Source organism: Streptomyces sp. NPDC044003 (genome assembly GCF_056435185.1).
On the sequence record NZ_JBWKFA010000004.1, the window covers coordinates 686,332 to 710,194 of the forward strand.

Annotated in this window: 21 protein-coding genes and 1 pseudogene; 9 read left to right on the forward strand and 13 right to left on the reverse strand. The window is 71.3% G+C overall.

What is annotated here, in order from left to right:
* Positions 1-276: 276 nt before the first annotated feature.
* The 7 genes from AC07AW_RS20255 to AC07AW_RS20285 form a co-directional block, all read right to left on the reverse strand.
* Entirely contained in the window at positions 277-1,665 is a 1,389-nt protein-coding gene (locus AC07AW_RS20255; protein WP_478816846.1) for an 8-oxoguanine deaminase, read from the reverse strand.
* A gap of 48 nt (positions 1,666-1,713) precedes the next feature.
* Positions 1,714-3,132 (reverse strand): nucleobase:cation symporter-2 family protein, encoded by a 1,419-nt coding sequence (locus tag AC07AW_RS20260; protein WP_478816847.1) that lies wholly within the window; start codon positions 3,130-3,132, stop codon positions 1,714-1,716.
* A gap of 73 nt (positions 3,133-3,205) precedes the next feature.
* The gene (gene pucL / locus AC07AW_RS20265; protein WP_478816848.1) at positions 3,206-4,129 is read right to left on the reverse strand and encodes a factor-independent urate hydroxylase; all 924 of its coding nucleotides are present in this window, start codon (positions 4,127-4,129) and stop codon (positions 3,206-3,208) included.
* A 5-nt stretch (positions 4,130-4,134) separates the two neighbouring features.
* Positions 4,135-4,524, reverse strand: a complete 390-nt coding sequence (gene uraH / locus AC07AW_RS20270) for a hydroxyisourate hydrolase (protein ID WP_116158141.1) — start codon at positions 4,522-4,524, stop codon at positions 4,135-4,137.
* The gene (gene uraD, locus AC07AW_RS20275) at positions 4,521-5,054 is read right to left on the reverse strand and encodes a 2-oxo-4-hydroxy-4-carboxy-5-ureidoimidazoline decarboxylase (RefSeq protein ID WP_478816849.1); all 534 of its coding nucleotides are present in this window, start codon (positions 5,052-5,054) and stop codon (positions 4,521-4,523) included. Before uraD ends, uraH begins: the two co-directional genes overlap by 4 nt.
* 156 nt (positions 5,055-5,210) lie before the next feature.
* Positions 5,211-5,549, reverse strand: coding sequence for a helix-turn-helix domain-containing protein (locus AC07AW_RS20280; RefSeq protein WP_453522307.1), 339 nt, complete (start codon positions 5,547-5,549; stop codon positions 5,211-5,213).
* A gap of 44 nt (positions 5,550-5,593) precedes the next feature.
* A complete protein-coding gene (locus tag AC07AW_RS20285) occupies positions 5,594-5,848 on the reverse strand; it encodes a YkoF family thiamine-binding protein (RefSeq protein WP_078908558.1) in 255 nt (84 codons plus the stop codon).
* Positions 5,849-5,986: 138 nt separating this feature from the next.
* On the opposite strand from AC07AW_RS20285, the gene AC07AW_RS20290 reads away from it, so the two are divergent.
* From AC07AW_RS20290 to AC07AW_RS20300, 3 genes are all read left to right on the forward strand, one after another.
* The gene (locus tag AC07AW_RS20290) at positions 5,987-6,820 is read left to right on the forward strand and encodes a TIM barrel protein (protein ID WP_478816850.1); all 834 of its coding nucleotides are present in this window, start codon (positions 5,987-5,989) and stop codon (positions 6,818-6,820) included.
* Between the two features lie 44 nt (positions 6,821-6,864).
* Entirely contained in the window at positions 6,865-7,755 is an 891-nt protein-coding gene (locus AC07AW_RS20295) for a 2-hydroxy-3-oxopropionate reductase (RefSeq protein WP_478816851.1), read from the forward strand.
* A 187-nt stretch (positions 7,756-7,942) separates the two neighbouring features.
* A complete protein-coding gene (locus AC07AW_RS20300) occupies positions 7,943-9,400 on the forward strand; it encodes a catalase (protein ID WP_478816852.1) in 1,458 nt (485 codons plus the stop codon).
* 327 nt (positions 9,401-9,727) lie between these two features.
* Here AC07AW_RS20300 and AC07AW_RS20305 read toward each other — a convergent pair whose 3' ends face one another.
* Positions 9,728-10,930: an MFS transporter gene (locus tag AC07AW_RS20305; protein WP_478816853.1), complete on the reverse strand. Its 1,203-nt coding sequence runs from the start codon at positions 10,928-10,930 to the stop codon at positions 9,728-9,730.
* Between the two features lie 57 nt (positions 10,931-10,987).
* Between AC07AW_RS20305 and AC07AW_RS20310 the strand changes: the two genes are divergently transcribed.
* Complete coding sequence (locus AC07AW_RS20310; RefSeq protein WP_478816854.1) at positions 10,988-12,007, forward strand: ArsR/SmtB family transcription factor; 1,020 nt, start codon at positions 10,988-10,990, stop codon at positions 12,005-12,007.
* Here AC07AW_RS20310 and gcl read toward each other — a convergent pair whose 3' ends face one another.
* On the reverse strand, positions 12,008-13,795 hold the full coding sequence (gcl, locus tag AC07AW_RS20315) for a glyoxylate carboligase (protein WP_478816855.1): 1,788 nt from the start codon (positions 13,793-13,795) through the stop codon (positions 12,008-12,010).
* Positions 13,796-14,371: 576 nt separating this feature from the next.
* Between gcl and AC07AW_RS20320 the strand changes: the two genes are divergently transcribed.
* From AC07AW_RS20320 to AC07AW_RS20330, 3 genes are all read left to right on the forward strand, one after another.
* Positions 14,372-15,121 (forward strand): hypothetical protein, encoded by a 750-nt coding sequence (locus AC07AW_RS20320; RefSeq protein ID WP_478816910.1) that lies wholly within the window; start codon positions 14,372-14,374, stop codon positions 15,119-15,121.
* 97 nt (positions 15,122-15,218) lie between these two features.
* Positions 15,219-16,004: a TIGR04222 domain-containing membrane protein gene (locus AC07AW_RS20325; protein ID WP_478816856.1), complete on the forward strand. Its 786-nt coding sequence runs from the start codon at positions 15,219-15,221 to the stop codon at positions 16,002-16,004.
* Between the two features lie 19 nt (positions 16,005-16,023).
* A complete protein-coding gene (locus AC07AW_RS20330; protein ID WP_478816857.1) occupies positions 16,024-16,539 on the forward strand; it encodes a GNAT family N-acetyltransferase in 516 nt (171 codons plus the stop codon).
* Here AC07AW_RS20330 and AC07AW_RS20335 read toward each other — a convergent pair.
* Positions 16,536-18,131: an AMP-binding protein gene (locus AC07AW_RS20335; protein WP_478816858.1), complete on the reverse strand. Its 1,596-nt coding sequence runs from the start codon at positions 18,129-18,131 to the stop codon at positions 16,536-16,538. The two genes, AC07AW_RS20330 and AC07AW_RS20335, sit on opposite strands and share 4 nt — an antisense overlap.
* 121 nt (positions 18,132-18,252) lie before the next feature.
* On the reverse strand, positions 18,253-19,938 hold the full coding sequence (locus AC07AW_RS20340) for an AMP-binding protein (RefSeq protein WP_478816859.1): 1,686 nt from the start codon (positions 19,936-19,938) through the stop codon (positions 18,253-18,255).
* Between the two features lie 91 nt (positions 19,939-20,029).
* On the opposite strand from AC07AW_RS20340, the gene AC07AW_RS20345 reads away from it, so the two are divergent.
* A complete protein-coding gene (locus AC07AW_RS20345; protein ID WP_478816860.1) occupies positions 20,030-20,845 on the forward strand; it encodes a helix-turn-helix transcriptional regulator in 816 nt (271 codons plus the stop codon).
* Between the two features lie 164 nt (positions 20,846-21,009).
* Here the strand turns inward: AC07AW_RS20345 and AC07AW_RS20350 are convergent.
* Together AC07AW_RS20350 and AC07AW_RS20355 are read right to left on the reverse strand one after the other, a co-directional pair.
* Positions 21,010-21,390: pseudogene (locus tag AC07AW_RS20350) on the reverse strand (hypothetical protein); the annotation flags it as partial.
* A 118-nt stretch (positions 21,391-21,508) separates the two neighbouring features.
* Positions 21,509-22,621: a winged helix DNA-binding domain-containing protein gene (locus AC07AW_RS20355; protein ID WP_478816861.1), complete on the reverse strand. Its 1,113-nt coding sequence runs from the start codon at positions 22,619-22,621 to the stop codon at positions 21,509-21,511.
* A 133-nt stretch (positions 22,622-22,754) separates the two neighbouring features.
* Here AC07AW_RS20355 and AC07AW_RS20360 point away from each other — a divergent pair, with 133 nt between their 5' ends.
* Positions 22,755-23,861, forward strand: coding sequence for a magnesium and cobalt transport protein CorA (locus tag AC07AW_RS20360; RefSeq protein WP_478816862.1), 1,107 nt, complete (start codon positions 22,755-22,757; stop codon positions 23,859-23,861).
* Positions 23,862-23,863 lie beyond the last annotated feature (2 nt).

A 23,863-nucleotide genomic window follows, 5' to 3' on the forward strand; every position in this document is an offset into this window, starting at 1 on the left:
GCGGTGACGCGGGGTTCAGGGAGGTGGTGCGATGCGGTGCGAAGTGCAGGAGGTGCGGCTCGTTGCGGGGTGGAGCGGGGTGGGGCGGTGTGCCGCGGAGGGGGTGCGGCGCGGGGACGGGTGCCCGGTGTGGGGGTGCGGGCACGCTTCACCGTCCCGGGTGGTGCCGTACGGCTTGTGCGTACGGCACCACCCGGTCGGGCTGCCGCGGACCCCGCTCGGGTCCACGGCGACCGACCGAGGGCCGTCCCCCTCGGTCGGACTCCATGGGGAGGGTCAGCTCTGGGCCGTGATGCGGGCCAGTCGCTGCGCCTCCGCGCGCGCGTCGCGCGCGATCTGCTCCTCGTCGGCGAACAGGAGTCGGTTGTTCTCGACGATCTGCTTGCCGTTGACGAAGGAGGCGGTGACCGGGGCCGCCGCGCCGAAGACGATGGCGGTGACCGGGTCGGCGATCGAGGAGTGGCCGAGGCCGTCGATCTTCCAGAGGACGAAGTCGGCGAGCTTGCCGGCCTCCAGCGAGCCGATGTTGTCGGCGCGGCCGAGGACCTGGGCGCCGCCGTAGGTGCCGAGGCGCAGGGCCTGGCGGGCGTTGAGCGCGGCCTCACGGTGGGCGCCGAGGCGGTTGATGAGGAGCGCGTTGCGCAGCTCGGTGTGGAGCTCGCCGGACTCGTTGGAGGCGGTGCCGTCGACGCCGAGGCCGACGGGGACGCCCGCCTTGAGCATGTCCGGTACGCGGGCGATGCCGGCGGCGAGGCGCGCGTTGGAGGAGGGACAGTGCGCGACACCGGTCTTGGTGCGGGCGAAGGCCTCGATGTCGGAGTCGTTCATGTGGACGCAGTGCGCCATCCACACGTCCTCGCCGAGGAAGCCGGTGGACTCGAAGTAGTCCGTCGGGCCCATGCCGAAGAGCTCGTGGCAGAACTTCTCCTCCTCCACGGTCTCCGAGCCGTGGGTGTGCATGCGCACGCCGAGGCGGCGGCCGAGCGCGGCGCCCTCGCGGAGCAGCTCGGTGGAGATGGAGAAGGGCGAGCAGGGGGCGACGGCGACCTGGGTCATCGCGTCGAAGGAGGCGTCGTGGTACTTCCGCACCGTCTCCTCGGTCGCGGCGAGCGCGCCCTCGGTGGTCTCGACGGCGAAGTCCGGCGGCAGGCCGCCGTCCTTCTCGCTGCGGTCCATGGAGCCGCGGGCCAGGGTGAAGCGGACGCCCATGTCGGAGGCGGCGCCGATGATGGCGCCGGACAGGTCGCCGGAGCCCTGCGGGTAGACGTAGTGGTGGTCCATGGCCGTGGTGACACCGCCGCGGGCCATCATCGCCAGGGAGCCCTGGGCGGCCACGCGGACCATCGACTCATCGATCCGCGACCACGTCGGGTAGAGCGCGACCAGCCAGTTGAAGAGGTTGTGGTCGGTGGCCAGGCCCCGGGTGATCCACTGGTAGAAGTGGTGGTGGGTGTTGACCAGACCGGGCGTGATCAGGTGACCGGTGGCGTCGATGCGCCGGACCACGTTCTCCAGGCCCTCGGGGGCCTTGCCGGCACCGATGGACTCGATCTTGTTGTCGGCGACGACGAGGTGGCCGGAGGCGTACTCGGTGTCGTTCGCGTCGACGGTCGCGATCGCCGCGTTCTCGATGACGATGCGCTGGGCTGCCGAAGGTGCTGCCATGGCGGTGCTTCCTTCATTCCTCGGGGATGGTTCGGGCACGGCAGGACCCTAGGAGGATTTGAGTGCCGGAGCCGCGTGACGGCTCCGGGTGCCGAGATGGTGGAAGAACAGGTTCAGCAGGACGGCCACGAGCGCGCCCGCGCTGATGCCGGAGCCGAGCACCGTCTGCGCCCAGGCGGGGAAGCCGGCGTAGAAGGTGGGCGCGGCGAGCGGGATGATGCCCGCTCCCAGCGCGACGGCCACCAGGATGATGTTGGAGCTGTCGTCGAGTCCGGCCTCGGAGAGGGTACGGATGCCGCTGACCGCGATCGAGCCGAAGAGGACGATGCCGGCGCCTCCGAGGACGGGCATCGGGACCATGGAGACGACCGCGCCGAGGACCGGGAAGGCGCCGAGGACGAGGAGGGCGCCGCCGGCGACGGCGACCACGTACCGGGAGCGGACCCGGGTCAGCGAGACGACGCCGACGTTCTGCGCGAAGGCGGAGGTCGGGAAGCCGCCGAAGACGGGGCCGAGGAGGGTGGCGATGCCGTCGGTGCGCAGGCCGCGGGTGATGGTCTTCCCGTCGCTGCGGCGCTCGCAGATCTCGCCGAGGGCGAGCATGCCGGCGCTGGACTCGGTCATGAGGACCAGCATCACGATGCACAGGGAGAGGATCGCGGCGGGCTGGAACTCGGGGGCACCGAAGGCGAAGGGGGCGGGCAGGGCCGCGACGGGCGCCTCGCGCAGGGCGCTGAAGTCGGCCATCCCGAAGGGGATCGCGGCGAGGGTGCCGATGAGCAGGCCGAGCAGCAGGGCGATCTGCTTGACGAAGCCCTTGCCGAAGCGCTGGAAGAGCAGGATGACGACGAGGGTGAAGCCGGCGAGTGCCAGGTACTTCATGGCGCCGAAGTCGGCGGCGGTCTTGTCGCCGCCCTGGGCCCAGCCGACGGGCACGGGCATCAGGGTGACCCCGATGAGGGTGATCACGACGCCGGTGACGAGCGGCGGGAAGAAGCGCAGCAGCTTGCCGAAGAAGGGTCCGACGGCGAGGCAGAAGACTCCGGCGACCATCACCGCGCCGTAGATGGCGGGGAGTTGGTGTCCGGGGGCGCTGGTCTCGGCGATGGCGAGCATCGGGGCGATACCGGCGGACGAGGCGGCGTTGACGAACGGCAGCCGGTTGCCGGCGAAGCGTCCGAGGCCGAGGGTCTGCAGGATGGTCGCGCAGCCGGCGATGAGCAGGCTGGCCGCGATGAGCCGGGTCATTCCTGCGGCGTCCAGGCCGACGGCCTGGCCGATGATGAGCGGAGGGGTGACGACGCCGGCGTACATGGCGGCGATGTGCTGGAGTGCCGCGGGGACGAGCCGCGAGGCGGGGAGCTTCTCGTCCACCGGGTGGCACTCGGCCGTTGCCGAGGCGGAGGTGGACGGAGGGGTGGAACACGGGCCTTCGGCGTTTGCCGGCCCCTTTGCAGGCTGAGCCATTGTTGTTCCCTCCGGTCCGGTGCACCGGCCCCGCCCGACTGCGGGCGGGCGGGTCCGGTGACGCGGATGCCGCTTAGAGGTTGGTCATGTCGACCGGGATCTGCGCCGTGGCTCCGTCGCGGAGGACGGTGGCCTCGATGAGGCCGTACATGCGGTCGGCGGCGTAGTAGACCTCATTGTCGTTCTTCAGGCCGAAGGGCTCGAGGTCCACCAGGAAGTGGTGCTTGTTCGGGAGCGAGAAGCGGACTTCGTCGATCTCCGAGCGGTGGTTGATGATGCGCGTGGCCATCTGGTACAGCGTCTGCTGCAGGGAGTACGAGTACGTCTCCGAGAAGGCCTCGAGCATGTGCTTCTTGGTCTGCTCGTAGGACCGCTCCCAGTTGGGCATGCGCTGGTCGTCGTCGGTCCAGTTGAACCGCCAGCGGGCGGACACCTGGGTGGCCAGGATGCGGTCGTACGCCTCCTGGAGCGTCGTGTACTGGTCCTTGATGTAGCCCCAGAACTCCGAGTTGGTGGAGTTCATGACGACGAGGTCCTTGAGGCCGGAGATGACCTCCCACTTCTCGCCGTCGTAGGTGATCTGGGTGACGCGGGTCTCCTGGCCCTTGCGGGCGAAGGAGTGGTTGACCTCGTCGGCGCCGATGAACTTGGAGTTGGCGTCGGAGGAGGCGATGCGCTCCCAGGCGTACTCCTCGATCCGGATGCGCGCCTTCTTGATCGGCTCCTGGCTCGTCACGAAGTGGCGGGCGAGGTGGATGCCGAACTGCTCGGCGGACTCGATGCCGTACTCCTTGGCGAACGCGAAGACGGTGTTCTTCGTCGTGTCGGTGGGGAGGCAGTGGGCGTTGGAGCCGGTGAGGTGGACGTCGTCGAGGTCGCCGGAGAGGGCGACGGAGACGTTCAGGTCCTTGATGTGGTGGGTGGCGCCGTCCCGCGTGATCTTGACGACGCGGTTCTCTGCTTTGCCGTACTGGTTCTGGCCGAGAATCGTGGGCATGTCTGCTAGCTCCCTCGGTAAACGGAGTAGCCGAACGGGTTGAGCAGCAGCGGTACGTGGTAGTGCTCGCCCGGCTTGACGGCGAACGTGATCGCCACCTCCGGGAAGAACGCACCGCTGTCCCTTACGCGGGGGGCGTCCTGCTGCGCCTCGGCTTGCTTCTTGGCGAAGTACGTCTCGGTCTCGAAGTCGAGACGTACGTGGGTGGTTTCTTCCGGCAGCGCCGGCAGGTCCTTGCAGCGCCCGTCCGCGTCGGTGGCGGAGCCGCCGAGCGTGACCCACTCCGCGTCGGAGCCGCTGCGGGCCGCGAGCGTGATGGCCACGCCCTCGGCCGGGCGGCCGATGCTGGTGTCCAGGATGTGTGTGGACACCGAGGCGGTGGTGTCGGTGCTCATCGGGAGCTCTCTTCCTCGGGGGTCTCGGGGGTCTCTACGAGACGGGTCAGCCGGATGCGGTTGATCTTGCCCAGTTCGGTGCGGACGATCTCCCGCTCCTGCTCGGGCGCGTTGCCGATCCGCTCCCGGACCGCGTCACGCATCTGCTCGCCGGTCCTGCCGGTGGCGCAGATGAGGAAGACATGACCGAACTTGTCCTGGTAGGCCAGGTTGAGTTCGAGCATCTCGGCCTTGAGCTCCGCGGAGGCGCCGGCCATCCCGCTCTGTTCGCGGGAGGAGGTCGGGTCCCCTGCCTTCGGACGACCGATCGGCGGGTGCCCCGCCATCGCCTCGGCCAGGTCCTCGGCGGTCAGCTCGGCCATGGCGGCGTCGCTGGCGAGGAAGAGGGCTTCGGCGGTGGAGTACGGGCGCTGGGCGAGGACCTTGCTCCCCCACGCCGAACTGGAACACACCTCGTGGAGCGCGGCGACGGCCTCGCTGTCCGAGGAGGTGTTGAACCGGGTGAGGCCCGGTGTCGTACCTGAAGTCACGGGAAGCCTCCGTGGCTGTTTTTCGCTGTGCGTCGGACGGGCTGCGGATAGCTAACGCCCTCCGCAACACAACGTCAACACTTTGTTGAAAACTCGGCCATACAAAAGCCGTCGTCCCGACATCTGGACGACGGCTCACGGCCCGCACATGATCAACTACTCGCTCTTGGCGGCCTTTTCCCTGTTCAGGGCGGTCTCCCTGTTCAGGTAGTTGTACACGGTGAAGCGGCTGACGCCGAGCGCCCCCGCCACCGTCTCCACTCCATGGCGCACGGAGAAGGCACCGCGTGCCTCCAGGATCCGGACGACCTCCTGCTTCGCCTTGCGGTCCAGTTCGGCCAGCGGCATCCCGTGCCGTCTTTCCATCGCCGCGAGGATGTGGTCCAGGGAGTCCGAGAGCTGCGGCAGGCGCACGGCGAGCACGTCCTCGCCCTCCCAGGACAGGACCACGTCGTCGCCCTCCGCCTGCGCGGGGACCAGGAGCTCGGCGCCCATGGCGTCCACCAGGGGCTTCACCGCCGCGACCAAGGGGTGCTCGTTCACTTCTCGCCCTCCCCGATCACGTTGACCTGGAGCGAGACGCGCGTGGCGCCGGCCGCGAGCGACTTGCGCAGCAGGGCGTCGACGGCGGTGAGCACCGCGTCGGCGCCGCCTTCCGCCGTGTTGCCGAAGGGGCCGACGTCGACCGCGTCCAGCTCGGCCGACTGGATGACCTCACGAGCCACGACCGCGTGCGCCGGCGCCTCGTCGAGGTCGAACGGCTCGGTGGTGAACTCCACTCTCAAACGCTCCATGGCCCCCACGCTACGGCCCCACCCCGCCCTACGGGAGCCCCGGACCTGCGGGGACCTCTTGACAAGTGCGTCACCCGCCTTGCAACATTCCGTCAGACAGAAACTTACTTCCGCAATACGGAAGGAGCGCCGCCCCTCATGGGATACACGGACCAGCGCTTCGATGTGAACCTGTCGATCCTCTTCACGGAACTCCCGCTCCTGGAGCGCCCCGCGGCCGCCGCCGCGGCGGGCTTCACCGCGGTCGAGCTGTGGTGGCCCTGGATCGACACCGCCACCCCCGAGCAGAGCGAGCTCGACGCCCTCAAGAAGGCTCTTGAGGACGCCGGCACCCAGCTGGTGGGCCTGAACTTCTACGCCGGCCAGCTCCCCGGCCCGGACCGCGGAGCCCTCTCCGTACCCGGGGAGGAGTCGGACCGCTTCCGCGCCAACATCGAGGTCGCCGCCGACTTCGCCGCCTCGGTCGGCTGCAAGGCGCTCAACGCGCTCTACGGCAACCGGGTCGAGGGCGTGGACCCGCAGATCCAGGACGCCCTCGCCCTGGAGAACCTGGTCCTGGCCGCCCGCGCGGCCGACCGCATCGGCGCGATCCTCCTCGTCGAGACCCTCAACAAGCCGGAGTCGCCGCTCTACCCGCTGGTGAGCGCCCCCTCCGCGATCGAGGTCGTCGACAAGGTCAACGCCGCCACGGGCCTCGGGAACGCGAAGTTCCTGCTCGACATCTACCACCTGGCCATGAACGGCGAGGACGTCAGCGCGGTCATCGCACAGTACGCCGACAAGACCGGCCACGTGCAGATCGCCGACAAGCCGGGTCGTGGCGCCCCGGGCACCGGCGACCTGCCGCTGGAGCAGCTCCTCGACGAGCTGAAGAAGGCCGGTTACGACGGCTGGGTCGGCCTGGAGTACAAGGCCGCCGACGCCGCCGCTTCCTTCGAGTGGCTGCCCGCCGAGGCCCGCCCGGCCCGCTGACGCAGGCCCCCTCCCCGTACCACCTTGTTTTGAGAGGCACCCTCATGAGCAACCTCCCCAAGATCGCTTGGATCGGCCTCGGCATCATGGGCTCCCCCATGTCCGAGAACCTCCTGAAGGCCGGCTACTCGGTCACCGGCTTCACCCTTGAGCAGGACAAGCTGGACCGCCTGACCAAGGCCGGCGGCACCGCCGCCGCCTCGATCGCCGAGGCCGTCAAGGACGCCGACGTCATCATCACGATGGTGCCCGCCTCCCCGCAGGTCGAGGCCATCTCCTACGGCCCCGAGGGCATCCTGGAGAACGCCAGGCAGGGCGCGCTGATCGTGGACATGTCCTCGATCACCCCGCAGACCTCGGTCGACCTGGCGAAGAACGCAAAGGAGAAGGGCATCCGCGTCATCGACGCGCCCGTCTCCGGCGGCGAGGCCGGCGCCATCGAGGCCGTGCTCTCGATCATGGTCGGCGGCGAGCAGGCCGACTTCGACGAGGCCCTCCCGATCCTGGAGGCCCTCGGCAAGACGATCGTCCTCTGTGGCCCGCACGGCTCCGGCCAGACGGTGAAGGCCGCCAACCAGCTGATCGTCGCGGTCAACATCCAGGCCTGCGCCGAGGCCGTGGTCTTCCTGGAGAAGTCCGGTGTGAACCTCCAGGCCGCCCTGGACGTCCTCAACGGCGGTCTGGCCGGCTCGACCGTGCTGACCCGCAAGAAGGACAACTTCCTGAACCGGGACTTCAAGCCCGGCTTCCGGATCGACCTGCACCACAAGGACATGGGCATCGTCACCGACGCCGCCCGCAACGTCGGTGCGGCCCTCCCGGTCGGCGCGGTCGTCGCCCAGCTCGTCGCCTCGCTGCGCGCGCAGGGTGACGGCGGCCTGGACCACTCGGCCCTGCTCCGCGCCGTCGAGCGCCTCTCCGGCCAGCAGGTCTGATCCCCCGCCCCTTCACCGGGGCCCCTGAATTCCGGTCGGCGGCGGCGCTGACAACCTGTCCTGTCGCGCCCAGGCGTCGCCGCCGACCGGAACACCACACTTCATTTTCAACAAACTGTTGACGTGCTGTTCGAGCCGAATTTACGCTCCTCGGACCGTCAGCAGAGCTCCCGTACGGAAGGTCACGATGTCGAAGCGCGTGCTTACGACCGAGTCCGGCGCCCCCGTCGCCGACAACCAGAACTCCGCCACCGCCGGCGTCGGTGGCCCTCTCCTCCTCCAGGACCAGCACCTGCTGGAGAAGCTCGCGCGCTTCAACCGTGAGCGGATCCCGGAGCGCGTGGTGCACGCCCGCGGTTCCGGTGCGTACGGCTACTTCGAGGTGACCGACGACGTCACCGCGTACACCAAGGCGAACTTCCTCGGTGAGGTCGGCAAGAAGACCGAGACCTTCATCCGCTTCTCCACCGTGGCCGACTCGCTCGGCGGCGCGGACGCGGTGCGCGACCCCCGCGGCTTCGCCCTGAAGTTCTACACCGAAGAGGGCAACTACGACCTCGTCGGCAACAACACCCCGGTGTTCTTCATCAAGGACCCGATCAAGTTCCCCGACTTCATCCACTCCCAGAAGCGCGACCCCTTCACGGGCAAGCAGGAGGCGGACAACGTCTGGGACTTCTGGGCGCACGCCCCCGAGGCCACCCACCAGATCACCTGGCTCATGGGCGACCGCGGCATCCCGGCCTCGTACCGTCACATGAACGGCTACGGCTCGCACACCTACCAGTGGACCAACGAGGCGGGCGAGGCCTTCTTCGTCAAGTACCACTTCAAGACGAACCAGGGCATCCGCTCCCTCTCCGCCGAGCAGGCCGCCGAGCTCGTCGGCAAGGACGCCAACTCGCACCAGACCGACCTGCTGCAGGCCATCGAGCGCGGTGTGAACCCCTCGTGGACCCTGTACGTCCAGGTCATGCCGGCCGCCGAGGCCGCGGACTACCGCTTCAACCCGTTCGACCTCACCAAGGTGTGGCCGCACAGCGACTACCCGCTGCAGCGCGTGGGCCGCCTGGTCCTCGACCGCAACCCGGAGAACGTCTTCGCCGAGGTCGAGCAGGCCGCCTTCTCCCCGAACAACTTCGTGCCGGGCATCGGTCCCTCGCCGGACAAGATGCTCCAGGGCCGTCTCTTCGCCTACGCGGACGCCCACCGCTACCGCCTCGGTGTGAACCACACCCTGCTGCCGGTCAACGCCCCCAAGGCCACGACCGCGCAGAACTACGGCCGCGACGGCGCCATGGCGCTGCGCAACGGCTCGCGCCACGACAAGAACTACGAGCCCAACTCGTACCAGGGCCCGGCCCAGACCGACGCCGCGCTCTCCGCGCCGCTCGCCATCCACGGCTGGACCGGCACCCACGAGGCGCCCGCGCACACCAAGGACGACGACTTCTTCCAGGCCGGTGAGCTCTACCGCCTGATGTCCGAGGACGAGAAGAAGCGCCTGATCGCCAACATCGCCGGCGGTCTGTCCCAGGTGTCCCGCGAGGACGTCATCGAGAAGAACCTCGCGCACTTCGCCGCCGCCGACCCGGAGTACGGCAAGCGCGTCGCCGAGGCCGTCCAGGCCCTGCGCGAGGACTGACCGCACAGCAGTACCCAGACTGCGTACGGCACCTGACGGGAGGTCAGTGCCGTACGTGGTCCGGATCACCGGCCCGGATGAGGGGTGGTCGGTGAACCGGACAAGCGTGAGGACCGCGGCGGCTCCGAGCCAGTGCGGTGGTAAGGACGCCGGGCCCCCTTCTTGACCTGAAAGAAGGGGAACAGCCACGGCGCCCGTCGGAACCGCCGCGGTCCCAACGCCCCCCCTTCCGAGGGGATCCCGCAACACCCGCACCACCCGCACCACCCCGAGACTCCGCCCGGCGGCGCGAACGTCCTGTCGCGCCAGCCTCGTGCCGTCGGGCGGTCACAAGACGGGAGAGCGCGGAACCAGGTTTACGGTCCCTGGTTCCGCGCTCTTCTTCGTTGTACGGGCGAGCAGAAACGTCACGGTGAGCGAGGCCAGGGCGAGCAGCACCATCCCCGTGCGCGGTGACGTGTACTGGGCGAGGGTGCCGGCCAGCGCCGCGCTCACCCCCTGGAGCGCGAGCATCCCCGAGGTGTGCAGCCCGAGGGCGTGACCGCCCAGCTCCTCCGGCACCAGGGTCATCAGCACCTCCTGGTGCAGCAGGCTCGCCGCGTACCCCACCGCCGACACCGTCACGAGGACGAGCGCGAGAGGCAGTCCCGGATCGAGGGCGAACAGCAGGAACGGGGCCGCGAGCAGCGCCTGGAGCGGGAAGCGGATCCGGCCGCGCAGCCGCGCCGGTACGAAGCGGCCGACGACGGTGTCCCCGGCCAGCATCCCGAGCGCGCCGCAGGCGAAGAGGAGCCCGGCGCGCTCGGGGGCGTACGGCACGAAGAGCGACTCGCAGCCGACGATCAGGCCGTTCGGCACCCAGAGCGCCAGGTAGGCGCGGCGGCGGGCGGGGACGGCCCAGAGGCGTCCGTTGGTGCGCCAGGTCTCGGCCACCGACGGGCGCCCGGCCGCGCGGGGCGGGCGCGCCCCGAGGCCCAGGCGGGCGGTCAGGGTGGCGGCGAGGTAGAGCCCCGCGCCGGCGAGGACCGTGCCGCGGGGCGAGAGCAGGGCGATGAGGAGCCCTCCGGTGGCGAAGCCGCCGATCTGGCAGGCGCCGGTGGCCATGTTCGTCACGGAGCGGCCGAGGAGGTACTCCTCGCGCGGGAGGATCTCGTTGAGGAGCCCGTGGCGCACCCCGCCGCCCAGCGAGGCCGCGAGCCCCTCGGCGAGCAGGATCACGAAGACCGCCCAGGTCGGCAGGGCGGGGATCGCGAGGGCGGCGGTGCCGAGGGCGAAGAAGAGGGCGATGCCGGAGAGTGCGGCGCGCGGCGGCAGCCGGTCGGCGGCGGAGAGCAGGGTGGTCGCGCCGAGGAGCTGGGCGAGCGAGGGGCCGAAGAGGGCCAGGGCGGAGAGGAACGGGGACCCGGTCGCACGGAGCACGAGCGTGGCGAGACCGAGTCCGGCGACGGTCTGGGCGGCGGTGTGGGCGGCGCCGGTGAGGAAGAGCGGGGTGAACTCGGGGGCGCGGAAGAGAGCGCGGTAGCGGGGCATGCGGGGAGTCTCGGAGGCGCGGCGGACCACCGGTACTGTTTCGCGGGGAGGCGAAACATGGGCTGGTGGCAGATCGGCACGGACACCCTGGCGGGGAGCTCGTTCGTGCTGTCGCCGCTCGCCGAGACGGTCGCCTCGCTCAAGACCCTGCACGCGGGGGCGGCGGCGCACCCGGGTGAGCGGGCCTGGCTCGGCCGGCACCTGCCCGCGTACCGGGAGCGGCTTGCGGCCGAGCCGCTCGACGCGCTGCTCGTACGGGCGGCGATCGGGCCGACCTGGAACGCGGACTTCCTCACGCCGACCCCGCTGGGCGACCGCGAGCGGAGCTTCGAGGAGGAGGTCGCGGCCGTCCGCGCGACCGGACCGGCGGACGCCGTGGACCAGTTGGCGGTGGCGATCGGCGGCCCGGTGCCGGAGCCGCTGCGCTCGGCGAGGGATCTGCCGGAGCGGCTCGCGGACGTGCTCGGCTGGGTGTGGCGGGAGACGGTACGGCCGGAGTGGGCGCGTCGCCGGCGGATCCTGGAGGCCGACGTGGTGGCGCGGACGGCGCTGCTGAGCCGGGGCGGCTGGGCGGCCGCGCTCGACGAGCTGTGCCCGGGGAGGATGCGCTGGCTCGGTGACGGCCGGCTCCAGGTCAACACCCGTGACTATCCGCCGCGTTCGGTCCACCGGGGGCGTCTGCTGTTCGTGCCGGTGACGCCGGCGACCGGCTGGGTGTCGTGGGAGGGGACGGAGCGGTACGCGATCGTCTACGCCTGCGCGGGAGTTCTGGCGGACGCGTCCGGTCCCGCGGTGCCGCAGGCCCTGGGGGCCCTGCTCGGGACGGCCCGCGCCGGGGTGCTCGTCCGGCTCGAATCCCCGCTGTCCACCAGTCAGTTGGTGGCGCTGACCGGGCAGGGGCTCGGATCGGTCGGCCGGCATCTGAAGGTGCTGCTCGACGCCGGGCTCGTACGGCGGGGGCGGGCGGGCCGCTCGGTGCTGTACGAGTGGACGGAGGCGGGCGCGGTGCTCGTGGCGGCACAGGGAGACCCCCGCCCCGGTGCTCCTCGGGGCGGGGGTCGTCTCACGACTCCGTGATCAGACCTGGAGGGCCTTGATCGCGGTCGGCGCGTGGTCGGGCTCGGTGGCCAGGTCCTCGAACTCGGTGACGTCGCTCATGTCGACCGTCTTGCTCATGGCGATGTTGGTGATGCGCTCCAGGATGGCCTCGACGACGACCGGGACCTGGTGCTCGACGGCCAGCTTCTTGGCCTCCTCGAGCGCCTCGCCGAGCTTGTCCGGGTCGGTGACGCGGATGGCCTTGACGCCGAGGCCCTCGGCGACCTTGACGTGGTCGACGCCGTAGACGCCGATCTCCGGGGTGTTGATGTTCTCGAACTCGAGGTTGACCTCGAAGTTGATGCCGAGGCCGCCCTGCGCCTGACGGATCAGACCGAGGTAGGCGTTGTTCACGAGGACGTGGACGTAGGGGACCTTGTGCTGGGCGGCGACCGCCAGCTCCTCGATCATGAACTGGAAGTCGTAGTCGCCGGAGAGCGCGACGACCGGGACGTCCGGCTGCGCGGTGGCGGCACCGATGGCGGCCGGGATGGTCCAGCCGAGCGGGCCGGCCTGGCCGCAGTTGATCCAGTGACGCGGCTTGTAGACGTGCAGGAACTGCGCCGCGGCGATCTGGGAGAGACCGATGGTGGTGACGTAGCGGGTCTCCGGGCCGAAGGCCTTGTTCATCTCCTCGTAGACGCGCTGCGGCTTCATCGGGATGTTGTCGAAGTGCGTGCGGCGCTGGAGGGTGGCCTTGCGCTCCTGCGCGGAGGCGGCCCAGGCGGAGAAGTCCGGCAGCTTGCCGGCGGCCTTCAGCTCCTTGGCGATCTCTATGAAGAGCTCCAGGGCGACCTTGGCGTCGGAGGCGATGCCGAAGTCGGGGGCGAAGATCTTGCCGAGCTGGGTGGGCTCGATGTCGACGTGGACGAACTTCCGGCCCTTGGTGTACGCCTCCAGGTTGTAGCCCGTGTGGCGGTTGGCCCAGCGGTTGCCGATGCCGAGGACGAAGTCCGACTCCAGGAAGGTCGCGTTGCCGTAGCGGTGCGCGGTCTGGACGCCGACCATGCCGGCCGCGAGCTCGTGGTCGTCCGGGATGGTGCCCCAGCCCATGAGGGTGGAGATGACCGGGATGTTGGTCAGCTCGGCGAACTCGACGAGGAGGTCGGAGGCGTCGGCGTTGATGATGCCGCCGCCGGCGACGATCAGCGGGCGCTCGGACTCCAGGAGGAAGTTGAGTGCCTTCGCGGCCTGCGCGCGGGTGGCCTGCGGCTTGTAGACCGGCAGCGGCTCGTAGGTCTCCGGGTCGAACTCGATCTCGGTCAGCTGGACGTCGATCGGCAGGTCGATGAGGACCGGGCCGGGACGGCCGGAGCGCATCAGGTGGAAGGCCTGCTGGAAGACGCCGGGGACCTGCGCGGCCTCCAGGACGGTCGTCGCGGCCTTGGTGACGGGCTTGGCGATCGTGGCGATGTCGACGGCCTGGAAGTCCTCCTTGTGGAGCTTCGAGACCGGGGCCTGGCCGGTGATGCAGAGGATCGGGATGGAGTCCGCGATGGCCGAGTACAGGCCGGTGATCATGTCGGTGCCGGCGGGGCCGGAGGTACCGATGCAGACGCCGATGTTGCCGGCCTGGGCACGGGTGTAGCCCTCGGCCATGTGGGACGCGCCCTCGACGTGGCGGGCGAGCGTGTGGCTGACGCCGCCGACGTTCTTGAGCTCGCGGTAGAAGGGGTTGATCGCCGCGCCGGGGACGCCGAACGCCTGGGTGACGCCTTCGCGCTTGAGGATCTCAACGGCCGCTGCGGCGGCGGTCATACGAGGCATGGGAGTGCTCCTGCTTCGGCCGGTCGGATCCAGGCGGGCGCCTCGTCTCGGGAGGTCCGGACCGCCTGTTTCCGTAATGCGGAAATACTGTTCTGCTATACGGAAGCAATGTAGGTCGGGCCCCGGAGAGCCGTCAAGAGACGTCCGCCCGCCGGGATCACGGAAGTGGCCGAACACCCTCCCCCGGGGTGTCGGATGGGTGGACGATGGGGCGGAACGACAGGGGGTTGGGCTGTGGGCGAGTCGGTACCGGTGCGCTGTCCGGAATGCCTGCGCACGCAGGCGTACGCGCCACCCGTCTTCCCCTGCGTCTGCGGAAGCCCGGTCGCCCCACCGGTGGCGGCGGGCGCGGCCGCGGAGCCGATCACGCACCGGAACTGGGCGGACGAGTGGGTCACCGTCCGCTGCGAGGCCTGCGACCGCGACAACGACTGGCCCCACCCGGAACTGTGCTGCCCGTGCGGGACGGTCCTGCGGATACCGGTACGGACGGTGGGAACGAGGAGTACGGAGCCGGGGGCGGCGGACGGAAGCGGTGCGGGGGCCGACGGCGCGGCGGGAGGTACGGACGGGGGCGTGGCCGGAACCGGTGCGGGCACCGCACCGGCGCGGGAGCCGGGGGCCTCGGCACCGCTCCCGCCCCCCGCGCCGGCCTCCCCGGCCCCGGAGCGGCCCGGTGCGCCCCAGGGGCCGGGGGCACTGCCCGGCGCCGAGGCGCCGTCCGGTGGGGCGCCGCCCCGGCCCGTGGAGTCCGGGTCCCCGTGGTTCGGGCCGGGGCCCAGGGCGCGCGGCGGGGCTGGTACGGCGGCGGGGCGCGGGGCCGACGAGCCCGGCCCGGCCGGGCGGCACACGGACAAGGCCGGTCCCGCGGGGCCGCGCACCTTCGCCGAGCGGTACCCCGCGGACGTCCCGCTGCCGGTCACCGCCCCGCGCCCGGACCCGCTGCGCGGGACCTTCCGGCCCGTGACGATCCGGACCTCGCGGGACGCGGTCGCGGCGGCGGCCGGGTATCTGCGGTGGCTCGGCTTCCGGGAGGTGGTCCAGCCCGAGGAGCGCCCCTCGTCCGGCGTGGACCTGCGGGCGCCCGGCCTGGTCGCCCAGGTCGACCCGAGCACCCGGCCCACCGGCCTGCGGGCCGTCGAGTGCCTGTGGCTCAACGGGCTGAGCACCGCCACCGTGAGCGTCTTCTTCTCGCTCGCGGGCTACACCCCGGAGGCCCGCTCGCGCGCCGCCGAGGTCGGGCTCCCCCTCTTCGTGCTCGACCTGACGGGCACCCCGCAGCCGGTCAACGACGCGGCGGACGACCTGGCGGCGGGCGGCGCCTGACCGCGGAAGCCGCACACAACTCCTCGGCATCCGAAATCGGCCATTCACGCGTGACGATCACGCTCCCCCGGGCACAACATCCTCGGGGGTGGGTGTCATGCCGACGGCTACGTGGTGGTTCATCGGGGCGGCCTGGGGTGAACTCCTGCTCGCCGCCCTGCTGTTGAGAAGCGGCGGAAGCCGCAGCGAGGAGACCGGGGCGGACGCCGTACCCGCGCCGCAGGCCCTCGCGCTGCTGCGGGGCGGGCGGCGGGCGGCCGTCACCGTGGCCCTGGTGGCCCTGCACCAGCGCGGGGCGGTCGCGGCGGGCCGCAAACATACGATTCGGGCCAATGGCGGACCGGGCCGCACACGTGACCCCGTACAGCTGGGCGTGCACGGGGCGCTGCACCGGGCCCTCGCGCTGCGGACGCTCGCGCTGCGCCCCGAGGCACGGCGGGCGGTGGACGCGCTGCGCGGCGAGCTGCGCGGGGCGGGGCTGCTCCGGCCGCTCGCGCGCCTGTGGGCGGCCAGGGCGCTGCTGGGGTGCGTACCGCTGACGGCACTGGCGGGGCCGTTCCTGGCCGGGGCCTCGGGGTCGGCCCTCGCCGGGGCGCTCACGGCCGGGGTCCTGCCGGTCCTGGCGGCGGTGGCGCTGCTGCGCCTGCCGGACACCACGAGGGCGGCGCGACGGCTCCTGACCGGCCTGCGGGAGCGGTACCCGCTGCCGGCCCACCGGCGCGAGGTGACGGACGGCGGGCTCGTCCAGCTGTACGTGGCGCTGTACGGCGATCCGGCCCTGGCCCTGTTCCTGCCCCGTTTCTCCCGCGAGGGCGGCCTGCTCGACCGCCCCCGGGAGGACGACCGCGACCGACCACCGACGCAGGGCGGCCCACCGCGCTGAGCCCGCGCCATACTGTCGTATGCGCATCAGAGCGGCCGCTCCGGCCGAACTCCCGCTGCTCCAGGACATCGAACGGGCGGCGGGCGAGCCGTTCCGTACTCTCGGCATGGCGGCGATCGCCGACGACGACCCGCTGCCCCTGGACGTCCTGGAGACGTACCGCAGTGCCGGCCGGGCCTGGGTGGCGGTGGACGCCGCCGACCGCCCGGTCGCGTATCTGCTCACGGACACCGTCGACGGCGCCGCCCACATCGAGCAGGTGTCGGTGCACCCGGACGCCGCCCGCCGGGGCGTCGGCCGGGCGCTGATCGAGCACCTGGCGGCGGCCGCCAGGGAGCAGGGCCTGGCGGCCCTGACCCTGACGACCTTCACCGAGGTCCCGTGGAACGCCCCGTACTACACCCGCCTCGGCTTCCGCCCGCTCACCGACTCCGACCCGGCGCTCACGGAGGGGCTGCGCGCCATCAGCCGGGCCGAGGCGGCCCACGGCCTGTCGGTCTGGCCCCGTGTGTGCATGCGCCGGGAGGTGGTCTAGGAACCGTAGGTCTGCCGGAGCTCCACCTTCCGCACCTTGCCGCTCACCGTCATCGGGAACTCGGTGAGGATCTCCACCCTGCGCGGGATCTTGTAGTGGGCGAGCCGGTCCCGGCAGAAGGCGGCGAGCTCGTCCCGGGTGGGCGGGTCGGCGGGGTCGCGCGGGATCACGCAGGCCAGGATCTCCTCGCCGTACCGCTCGTCGGGGACGCCGACGACCTGGACGTCCGCGATCTTGGGGTGTCCGTAGAGGAACTCCTCGATCTCGCGCGGGTACACGTTCTCCCCGCCCCGGATGATCATGTCCTTGATGCGGCCGACGATCTGCACGTAGCCGTCGTCCCGCATGACCGCCAGGTCCCCGGTGTGCATCCAGCGGCCGGGGTCGATCGCCTCGGCGGTCTTGTCCGGCTCGTCCCAGTAGCCGAGCATCACGCTGTAGCCGCGGGTGCACAGCTCCCCCGCCGTGCCGCGCTCGACGGTCAGCCCGGTCGCCGGGTCGACGACCTTCACCTCGACGTGCGGCATGACCCGGCCGACCGTGCCGGTGCGGCGCTCCAGGTCGTCGTCGCGGCGGGTCTGGGTGGAGACGGGCGAGGTCTCGGTCATGCCGTAACAGATCGACACCTCCGCCATGTTCATCTCGGCGACGACCCGCTTCATCACCTCGACCGGGCACGGCGAGCCCGCCATGATCCCGGTGCGGAGCGTGGAGAGGTCGTACGCGGCGAAGTCGGGGAGGTTGAGCTCGGCGATGAACATCGTCGGCACCCCGTACAGCGAGGTGCAGCGCTCCTCCTGGACCGCCCGGAGGGTGGCTGCCGGGTCGAAGGAGGCGGCCGGGATGACCATGCAGGCACCGTGCGAGGTGGCCGCGAGGTTGCCCATGACCATGCCGAAGCAGTGGTAGAAGGGCACCGGGATGCAGATGCGGTCCTGCTCGCTGTAGGCGATCATCTCGCCCACGAAGTAACCGTTGTTGAGGATGTTGTGGTGGGAGAGCGTGGCGCCCTTCGGGAAGCCCGTGGTCCCCGAGGTGTACTGGATGTTGACGGGCTCGTCGCAGGAGAGCGGCTCCGGGCGCAGCTCGCCGGGCGTCCGGGCGAGCAGCGCGTCCCAGGTCGGGTCGCCGAAGTAGACGGCCTCGCGCAACTCCGGGCATTCGACCCGGACTTGCTCGACCATGGCGCGGTAGTCGCTCGTCTTGTGGGCGAGGGAGGCGAAGAGCAGCGAGATCCCGGCCTGCTTGAGGACGTACGCCAACTCGTGGGCGCGGTAGGCGGGGTTGATGTTCACCATGATCGCGCCGATGCGGGCGGTGGCGTACTGGACGAGGACCCACTCGGCGCAGTTCACCGCCCAGATGCCGACCCGGTCGCCCTTGCGGACGCCGCTGCCGAGCAGGGAGCCGGCCAGCCGGTCGACGTCGGCGCCGAACTCCGCGTACGTCCAGCGGCGGCCGGTGGGCACGTCGACGAGCGCCTCCCGCTCGGGCCAGGCGGCGACGGCCCGGTCGAGGTTGTCGGCGATGGTGTCGCCGAGGAGCGCGGTCGTGGAGGTCCCGTGGGCGTAGGCCAGGTTCACGGTCGTCATGCGAGGTCCCCTTCCGCGTACGAGAGGTTCATGGCGGTCATGCGAGGTCCCCCTACCGCGTACGAGAGGTTCACGGCGGTCACGCGAGGTCCCCCTACCGCGTACGAGAGGTTCACGGCGGTCACGCGAGGTCCCCTTCCGCGTACTCCTTGCCGCCGCCCTCCGCCGTCAGCCGGCGCAGCTCGACGCGCCGGATCTTGCCGGAGACGGTCTTGGGCAGGTCGGCGAACTCGATGCGGCGGACGCGCTTGTACGGGGCGAGGACCGCCCGCGAGTGGGCGAAGAGGGTCTTCGCGGTCTCCTCGCCGGGCTCCCAGCCCGCCGCGAGGACGATGTACGCCTTGGGGACGGCGAGCCGCAGCGGGTCGGGGGCGGGCACGACGGCCGCCTCGGCGACGGCCTCGTGCTCCAGGAGCGCGCTCTCCAGCTCGAAGGGGCTGATCTTGTAGTCGGAGGCCTTGAAGACGTCGTCGGCGCGCCCGATGTACGTGATGTAGCCGTCCGCGTCCCGGGAGCCGATGTCGCCGGTGCGGTAGAAGCCGCCCTCCATCGCCTCCGCCGTACGCTCCGGGTCGCCGTGGTAGCCGGTCATGAGGCCCACCGGGTTGGCGGCGAGGTCGAGACAGATCTCGCCCTCCTCGACGTCCGGCGTGCCACTGACCGGGTCGACGAGGGTGACCCGGAAGCCGGGGCTCGGGCGGCCCATGGAGCCCTCCTTGAGCCGCTGGCCCGGGCTGTTGGACACCTGGACGGCGGTCTCGGTCTGGCCGAAGCCGTCCCGGATGGTGACGCCCCAGGCGCGCCGCACCGACTCGATGACCTCGGGGTTGAGCGGTTCTCCGGCGGCGACGACCTCGCGCGGCGGGGTCTTCAGCTGGCCGAGGTCGGCCTGGATCAGCATCCGCCACACGGTCGGCGGGGCGCAGAAGCTGGTGACGCCGTTCCGCTCCATCTCGTCCATGAGGCGGGCCGGGTCGAAGCGGGTGTAGTTGTGGATGAAGACGGTCGCCTCGGCGTTCCACGGCGCGAAGAGGTTGGACCAGGCGTGCTTCGCCCAGCCCGGCGAGGAGATGTTGAGGTGCACGTCCCCGGGCTTGAGGCCGATCCAGTACATGGTCGAGAGGTGGCCGACGGGGTACGAGGTGTGGGTGTGCTCGACCAGCTTGGGGCGCGCGGTCGTGCCGGAGGTGAAGTACAGCATCAGGGTGTCGTCGGCGAGGGTGACGCCGTCGGGCTCGAACACCTCCGACTCCTGGGCGGCGAGCTCGTACCCCAGCCAGCCGACCCCGTCGCCGCCGACCGAGATCCGGGTGTACTCCCCGGGGACGTCGTCGAACTTGACGGTGTCCTCGGCGCGCACGATCACGTGCCGGGCGCGGCCCCGGTCGACGCGGTCGCGCAGGTCGGCGGGGCCGAGGAGCGGGGTCGCGGGGATGAGGACGGCGCGCAGCTTCATCGCGGCGAGCACGGTCTCCCACAGCTCGGCCTGGTTGCCGAGCATCAGGATGATCCGGTCGCCGGCGCGCACGCCCTGGGCCCGGAGCCAGTTCGCGACCCTGTTGGAGCGGGCGGACATCTCGGCGAAGGACACCTTCGTCTCGGAGCCGTCCTCCTCGACGATGTGCAGCGCGGTCCGGTCGTTGCCGGCCGCGATGACGTCGAACCATTCGAGCGCCCAGTTGAAACGGTCGGGCCGGGGCCAGGCGAAGCCCGCGTAGGCCGTCTCGTAGTCCTCGCGATGCTGCAGCAGGAAGTCCCGGGCGGCCCGGAACCTCTCCGTCGCGCCGGTCGCGCTCGTGGCCGTCATGTGTCCTCCTCGTTGCGGGACCTGTCCCGGACATCGTGTAATCGGTGACCCAGGTCTCACTACCCCCGTTCGGGGGTGAAGGAGTGGTTCCGTGCCCGAGATGGTGGAAGCGGCGGAGTTGCGTACGGCGCTGCTGCGGCTGAGGCGCGCCAGCGGGCTGCCCGTCGTCTTCGGTGGGCTGCTCCAGGAGGGCCGCGCGATGCGGATCGCCGAGCTGAGCGGGGCGGTGACGCCGGCGCTGCGCGGTCTGGCGATCTCGGCGGGCTCCGGCCTGGGCGGGAAGTGCCTGGCGCTGTCGCGGCCGTGCGCGGTCACCGACTACCCGGCGTCGCGGCACATCACCCACGAGTACGACGTACCGGTCTCGGCGGAGGGCCTGCGCGCGGTGATCGCCGTCCCGGTCGTCGTGCGGCGCAAGGTGCGCGGTGTGCTGTACGGGGCGCTGCGCGAGTCCCTCCCGATCGGTGAGCGGGTCTTCGACGCGGCGATGGCGGCGGCCCGTGACGTCGAGCAGGCCCTGGCGGTACGGGACGAGGTGCGGCAGCTGCTCGCGCCCCCGCCGCCGGGCCCGTCCTGGGAGGAGGTGCGGCAGGCGTACGGGGAGCTGCGCGAACTGGCCCCGAAGGTCCTCGACCCCGGGCTCCGCGAGCGCCTCCTCGCCGTCTGCGGCCGCCTCGAAGCGGCCTCCGGCGCCGCCCCCGCGCCCCTCGGTGTCTCCCTCACCCCACGCGAGACGGACGTCCTGGCGGCGGTGGCCTCCGGCGCCACGAACGCGGCGGCGGCGGAGCGGCTCGGCCTCCGCCCGGAGACGGTGAAGGGCTACCTCCGCTCGGCGATGCGCAAACTGGGCGCCCACACCCGCCTGGAGGCGGTGGTGGCGGCCCGGAGGGCGGGGGCGCTGCCGTAGGGGGCCCGGGGCCGGTGGGGCCGCCGGCCTCATCGGAGAGCGGCGACCCAGGCGTCGAAGGCGGCGACGGAGGCGTCCACGACGGTCGACGGGCGGCCGATCGAGGCGCCCGGTCCCGTCGTCAGCGTCAGGGCGAAACGGGCCGGGCCACCGAGCGTGACGCCGCTCTGGTCGAGGTTCACACCGTTCTGGACGCCCAGCGCGTCCATGCTCACCTGGACGACCAGGTCCGCCGCCATGTTCTCCAGCGCGGCCACGACCGGCTCGGTCATCACTCCGACGATGTGACCGACGGCCTCCTCCATCGCCTCCGTGATCTGCTCCAGCAGCTGCTTCTTCGTGAACGCGATCGCCCCCGCGCCGAGCAGCGCGGACAGACCACCGGTGACCGGGATGAGAGCGAGCGCCAGACCCGTCTGGCCGGCCAGAACTCCCAGCTCCGCGACGGCCTTCCACTTCATCGCCTCGATCGCACCCGCGGCGAGGTCCGGGGCGTCCGCGATCGTACGGGCCGCGGACACCATGTCCTTGAGGTGCTTTCCCTTGTGGCCGAATCCCCTCATACACGCAGACGTTCGCAGAACGTAAGTGTGAACACCCTGCCATGTCCCGAGATCCATCAACGCAGTACCGGTCGGACGTGCCGGTGTTCCCGACTGTCCGTCACTCTGCGGCGTGCACGATGTCGTACGGGGTACCGGGTGGCGTCATGAGCCGAAGAGTCCGCTCGGCCTCGGCGGTGAGCGCGGCGCGCGTTGCGCGCGTCACGTGCGCGAAGGGTTCGATGGTGAGTGTCGTGCGATCCTTCGCCTCGTCGAGGTGCCAGATCCCGGCGAGGAAGCCGTCGACGAGGAACGTGCGGTGCGCCTGGTTGCCGGTCCAGGTGCGGCCGTGGTGTTCGGCGGGGACGACGCGGCTGCGGTCGGCGTGCGAGAGGAGCAGGTTGTCGAACTCCGGCAGGAAGCGAGGCGGGGCCGGGGTGTCCTCGTCGGGGCGGGGCGCGTCGGGCAGGTCGAAGAGCTCGGTGCCCCGCTCGTCCCGGAAGACGAGGAGCTCGGGCCGCAACCGCTCGAAGGCGGGACGCAGCCGGGTCAGGCCGCACCAGGTCTGCATGTCCTTGACGGAGGCGGGACCGAAGGCGCCGAGGTAGCGCCGCACCGTCTCGTCGAGGTCGGCGGCCTCGTCCTCGACCCCGTCGAACCACGTACGGACGGTGGTGAGCGCGACCTGTCCGCTGCGCCCCCACAGACCGCGCGGGGTGACCTGCACCATCAGGAGCAGACAGCGGGCGGCGATGGTGAGGGCCTGCGGGTCGGCGTCCGGCCACTGCCGGAGCAGGTGCTCCCGGAGCTCCTTGGGCGTGCGGGGCTGCTCCTCGACGTACGCGGTGGCCAGGGCGGTGAGCCGGTCGAGGTCGACGCCGTCGAGCCCCTTGCGGAACATCTTCAGCTCCCGGTCGATCGCCCCGGCCTGCACGAGCCGGCGCAGGCCGACGGCGTCGCGGGCGGTGTGAGTGTGCACGGTGGACCGCAGCGAGACGATCCGGGCGACCTGCCGGGACTCCATCAGGGCGGACAGGTCCTCGGGCCGGAACCCGTCGAGGCGGGCGGCGAGCGCGTAGTACGGGGGCTTGGTGTTCTGCGCCTGCAGCCCGACGAGGTGATCGACGGCCTCCTCGACACCGAGCGGGGCGGGGCGCAGAAGCAGCTGCCGGTCGAGGGTGGCGCGGTTCAGGGCGCGGGGACCGAGCAGCGGGTGGGTCGTCTTGAGGGCCATGACAGGCACGCTACCGAGGCTTGCGGACGATATCCGTCCTCAATGCGCACGGGACAGGGATCCCTACGAGAGGGATTCACCCCATATATCCTGCACCCGACCGACCCGCAGCCCCAGGTGGAGGTGCCCGACGATGTCCGACCGCCGCCCCCGCGCGGCCTGGCGCCGCCGGCTCGACCCGCCGCCGGAGGCCTCGGCCGCGCGGCCGCCCTCGGTGGAGCCGAGCGTCGTGCAGTCGACGCTCTACCGCGACGGCCATCGGGTCGCCTCCCCCAGCACGCTCGCGGAGACGTTCCGGCAGCTGCGCGAACACCCCGACGGCATGGCGTGGATCGGTCTCCAGCGCCCGACCGAGGAGGAACTCCATTCCCTGGCCGCCGAGTTCGACCTGCACGAGCTCGCGGTCGAGGACGCGATGGAGGCCCATCAGCGCCCCAAGCTGGAGCGGTACGGCGACACGCTGTTCGTCGTCCTGCGCGCCGCCCGCTACCTGGACGCCCCGGAGGAGGTCGACTTCGGCGAGCTCCATGTCTTCGTGGGCCCGGACTTCCTGATCACGGTCCGGCACGGCGCCGCCCCGGACCTCTCGGCGGTCCGCCGCCGCATGGAGGAGAACCCGGACCTGCTGGCCCTGGGTCCGGAGGCGGTCCTGTACGCGATCCTCGACGCGGTGGTCGACGGCTACGCGCCGGTGGTGGCGGGCGTCCAGAACGACATCGACGAGATCGAGACGGAGGTCTTCGGCGGCGACCCGGCGGTCTCCCGCCGCATCTACGAACTCTCCCGCGAAATGGTGGAGTTCCAGCGCGCCACCCGCCCCCTGGTGGGCATGCTCCACGCCCTGATGGCGGGCTTCGCGAAGTACGGCACGGACGAGGAGCTCCAGCGCTACCTCCGGGACGTCGCCGACCACGTCACCCACACCAGCGAACGCGTCGACGGCTTCCGCCAGGCCCTCACGGACATCCTCACGGTCAACGCGACCCTGGTCACCCAGCAGCAGAACGCCGAGATGCGCGCCCTGGCGGAAGCCGGCTTCGAGCAGAACGAGGAGATCAAGAAGATCTCCTCGTGGGCGGCCATTCTGTTCGCACCCACGCTGGTGGGAACGATCTACGGCATGAACTTCGACAACATGCCGGAGCTGCACTGGGCCGGCGGGTATCCGTTCGCGGTGGTGCTGATGGCGGTGGTGTGCACGAGCCTGTACGTGGTCTTCAAGCGGAAGGACTGGCTGTAGTC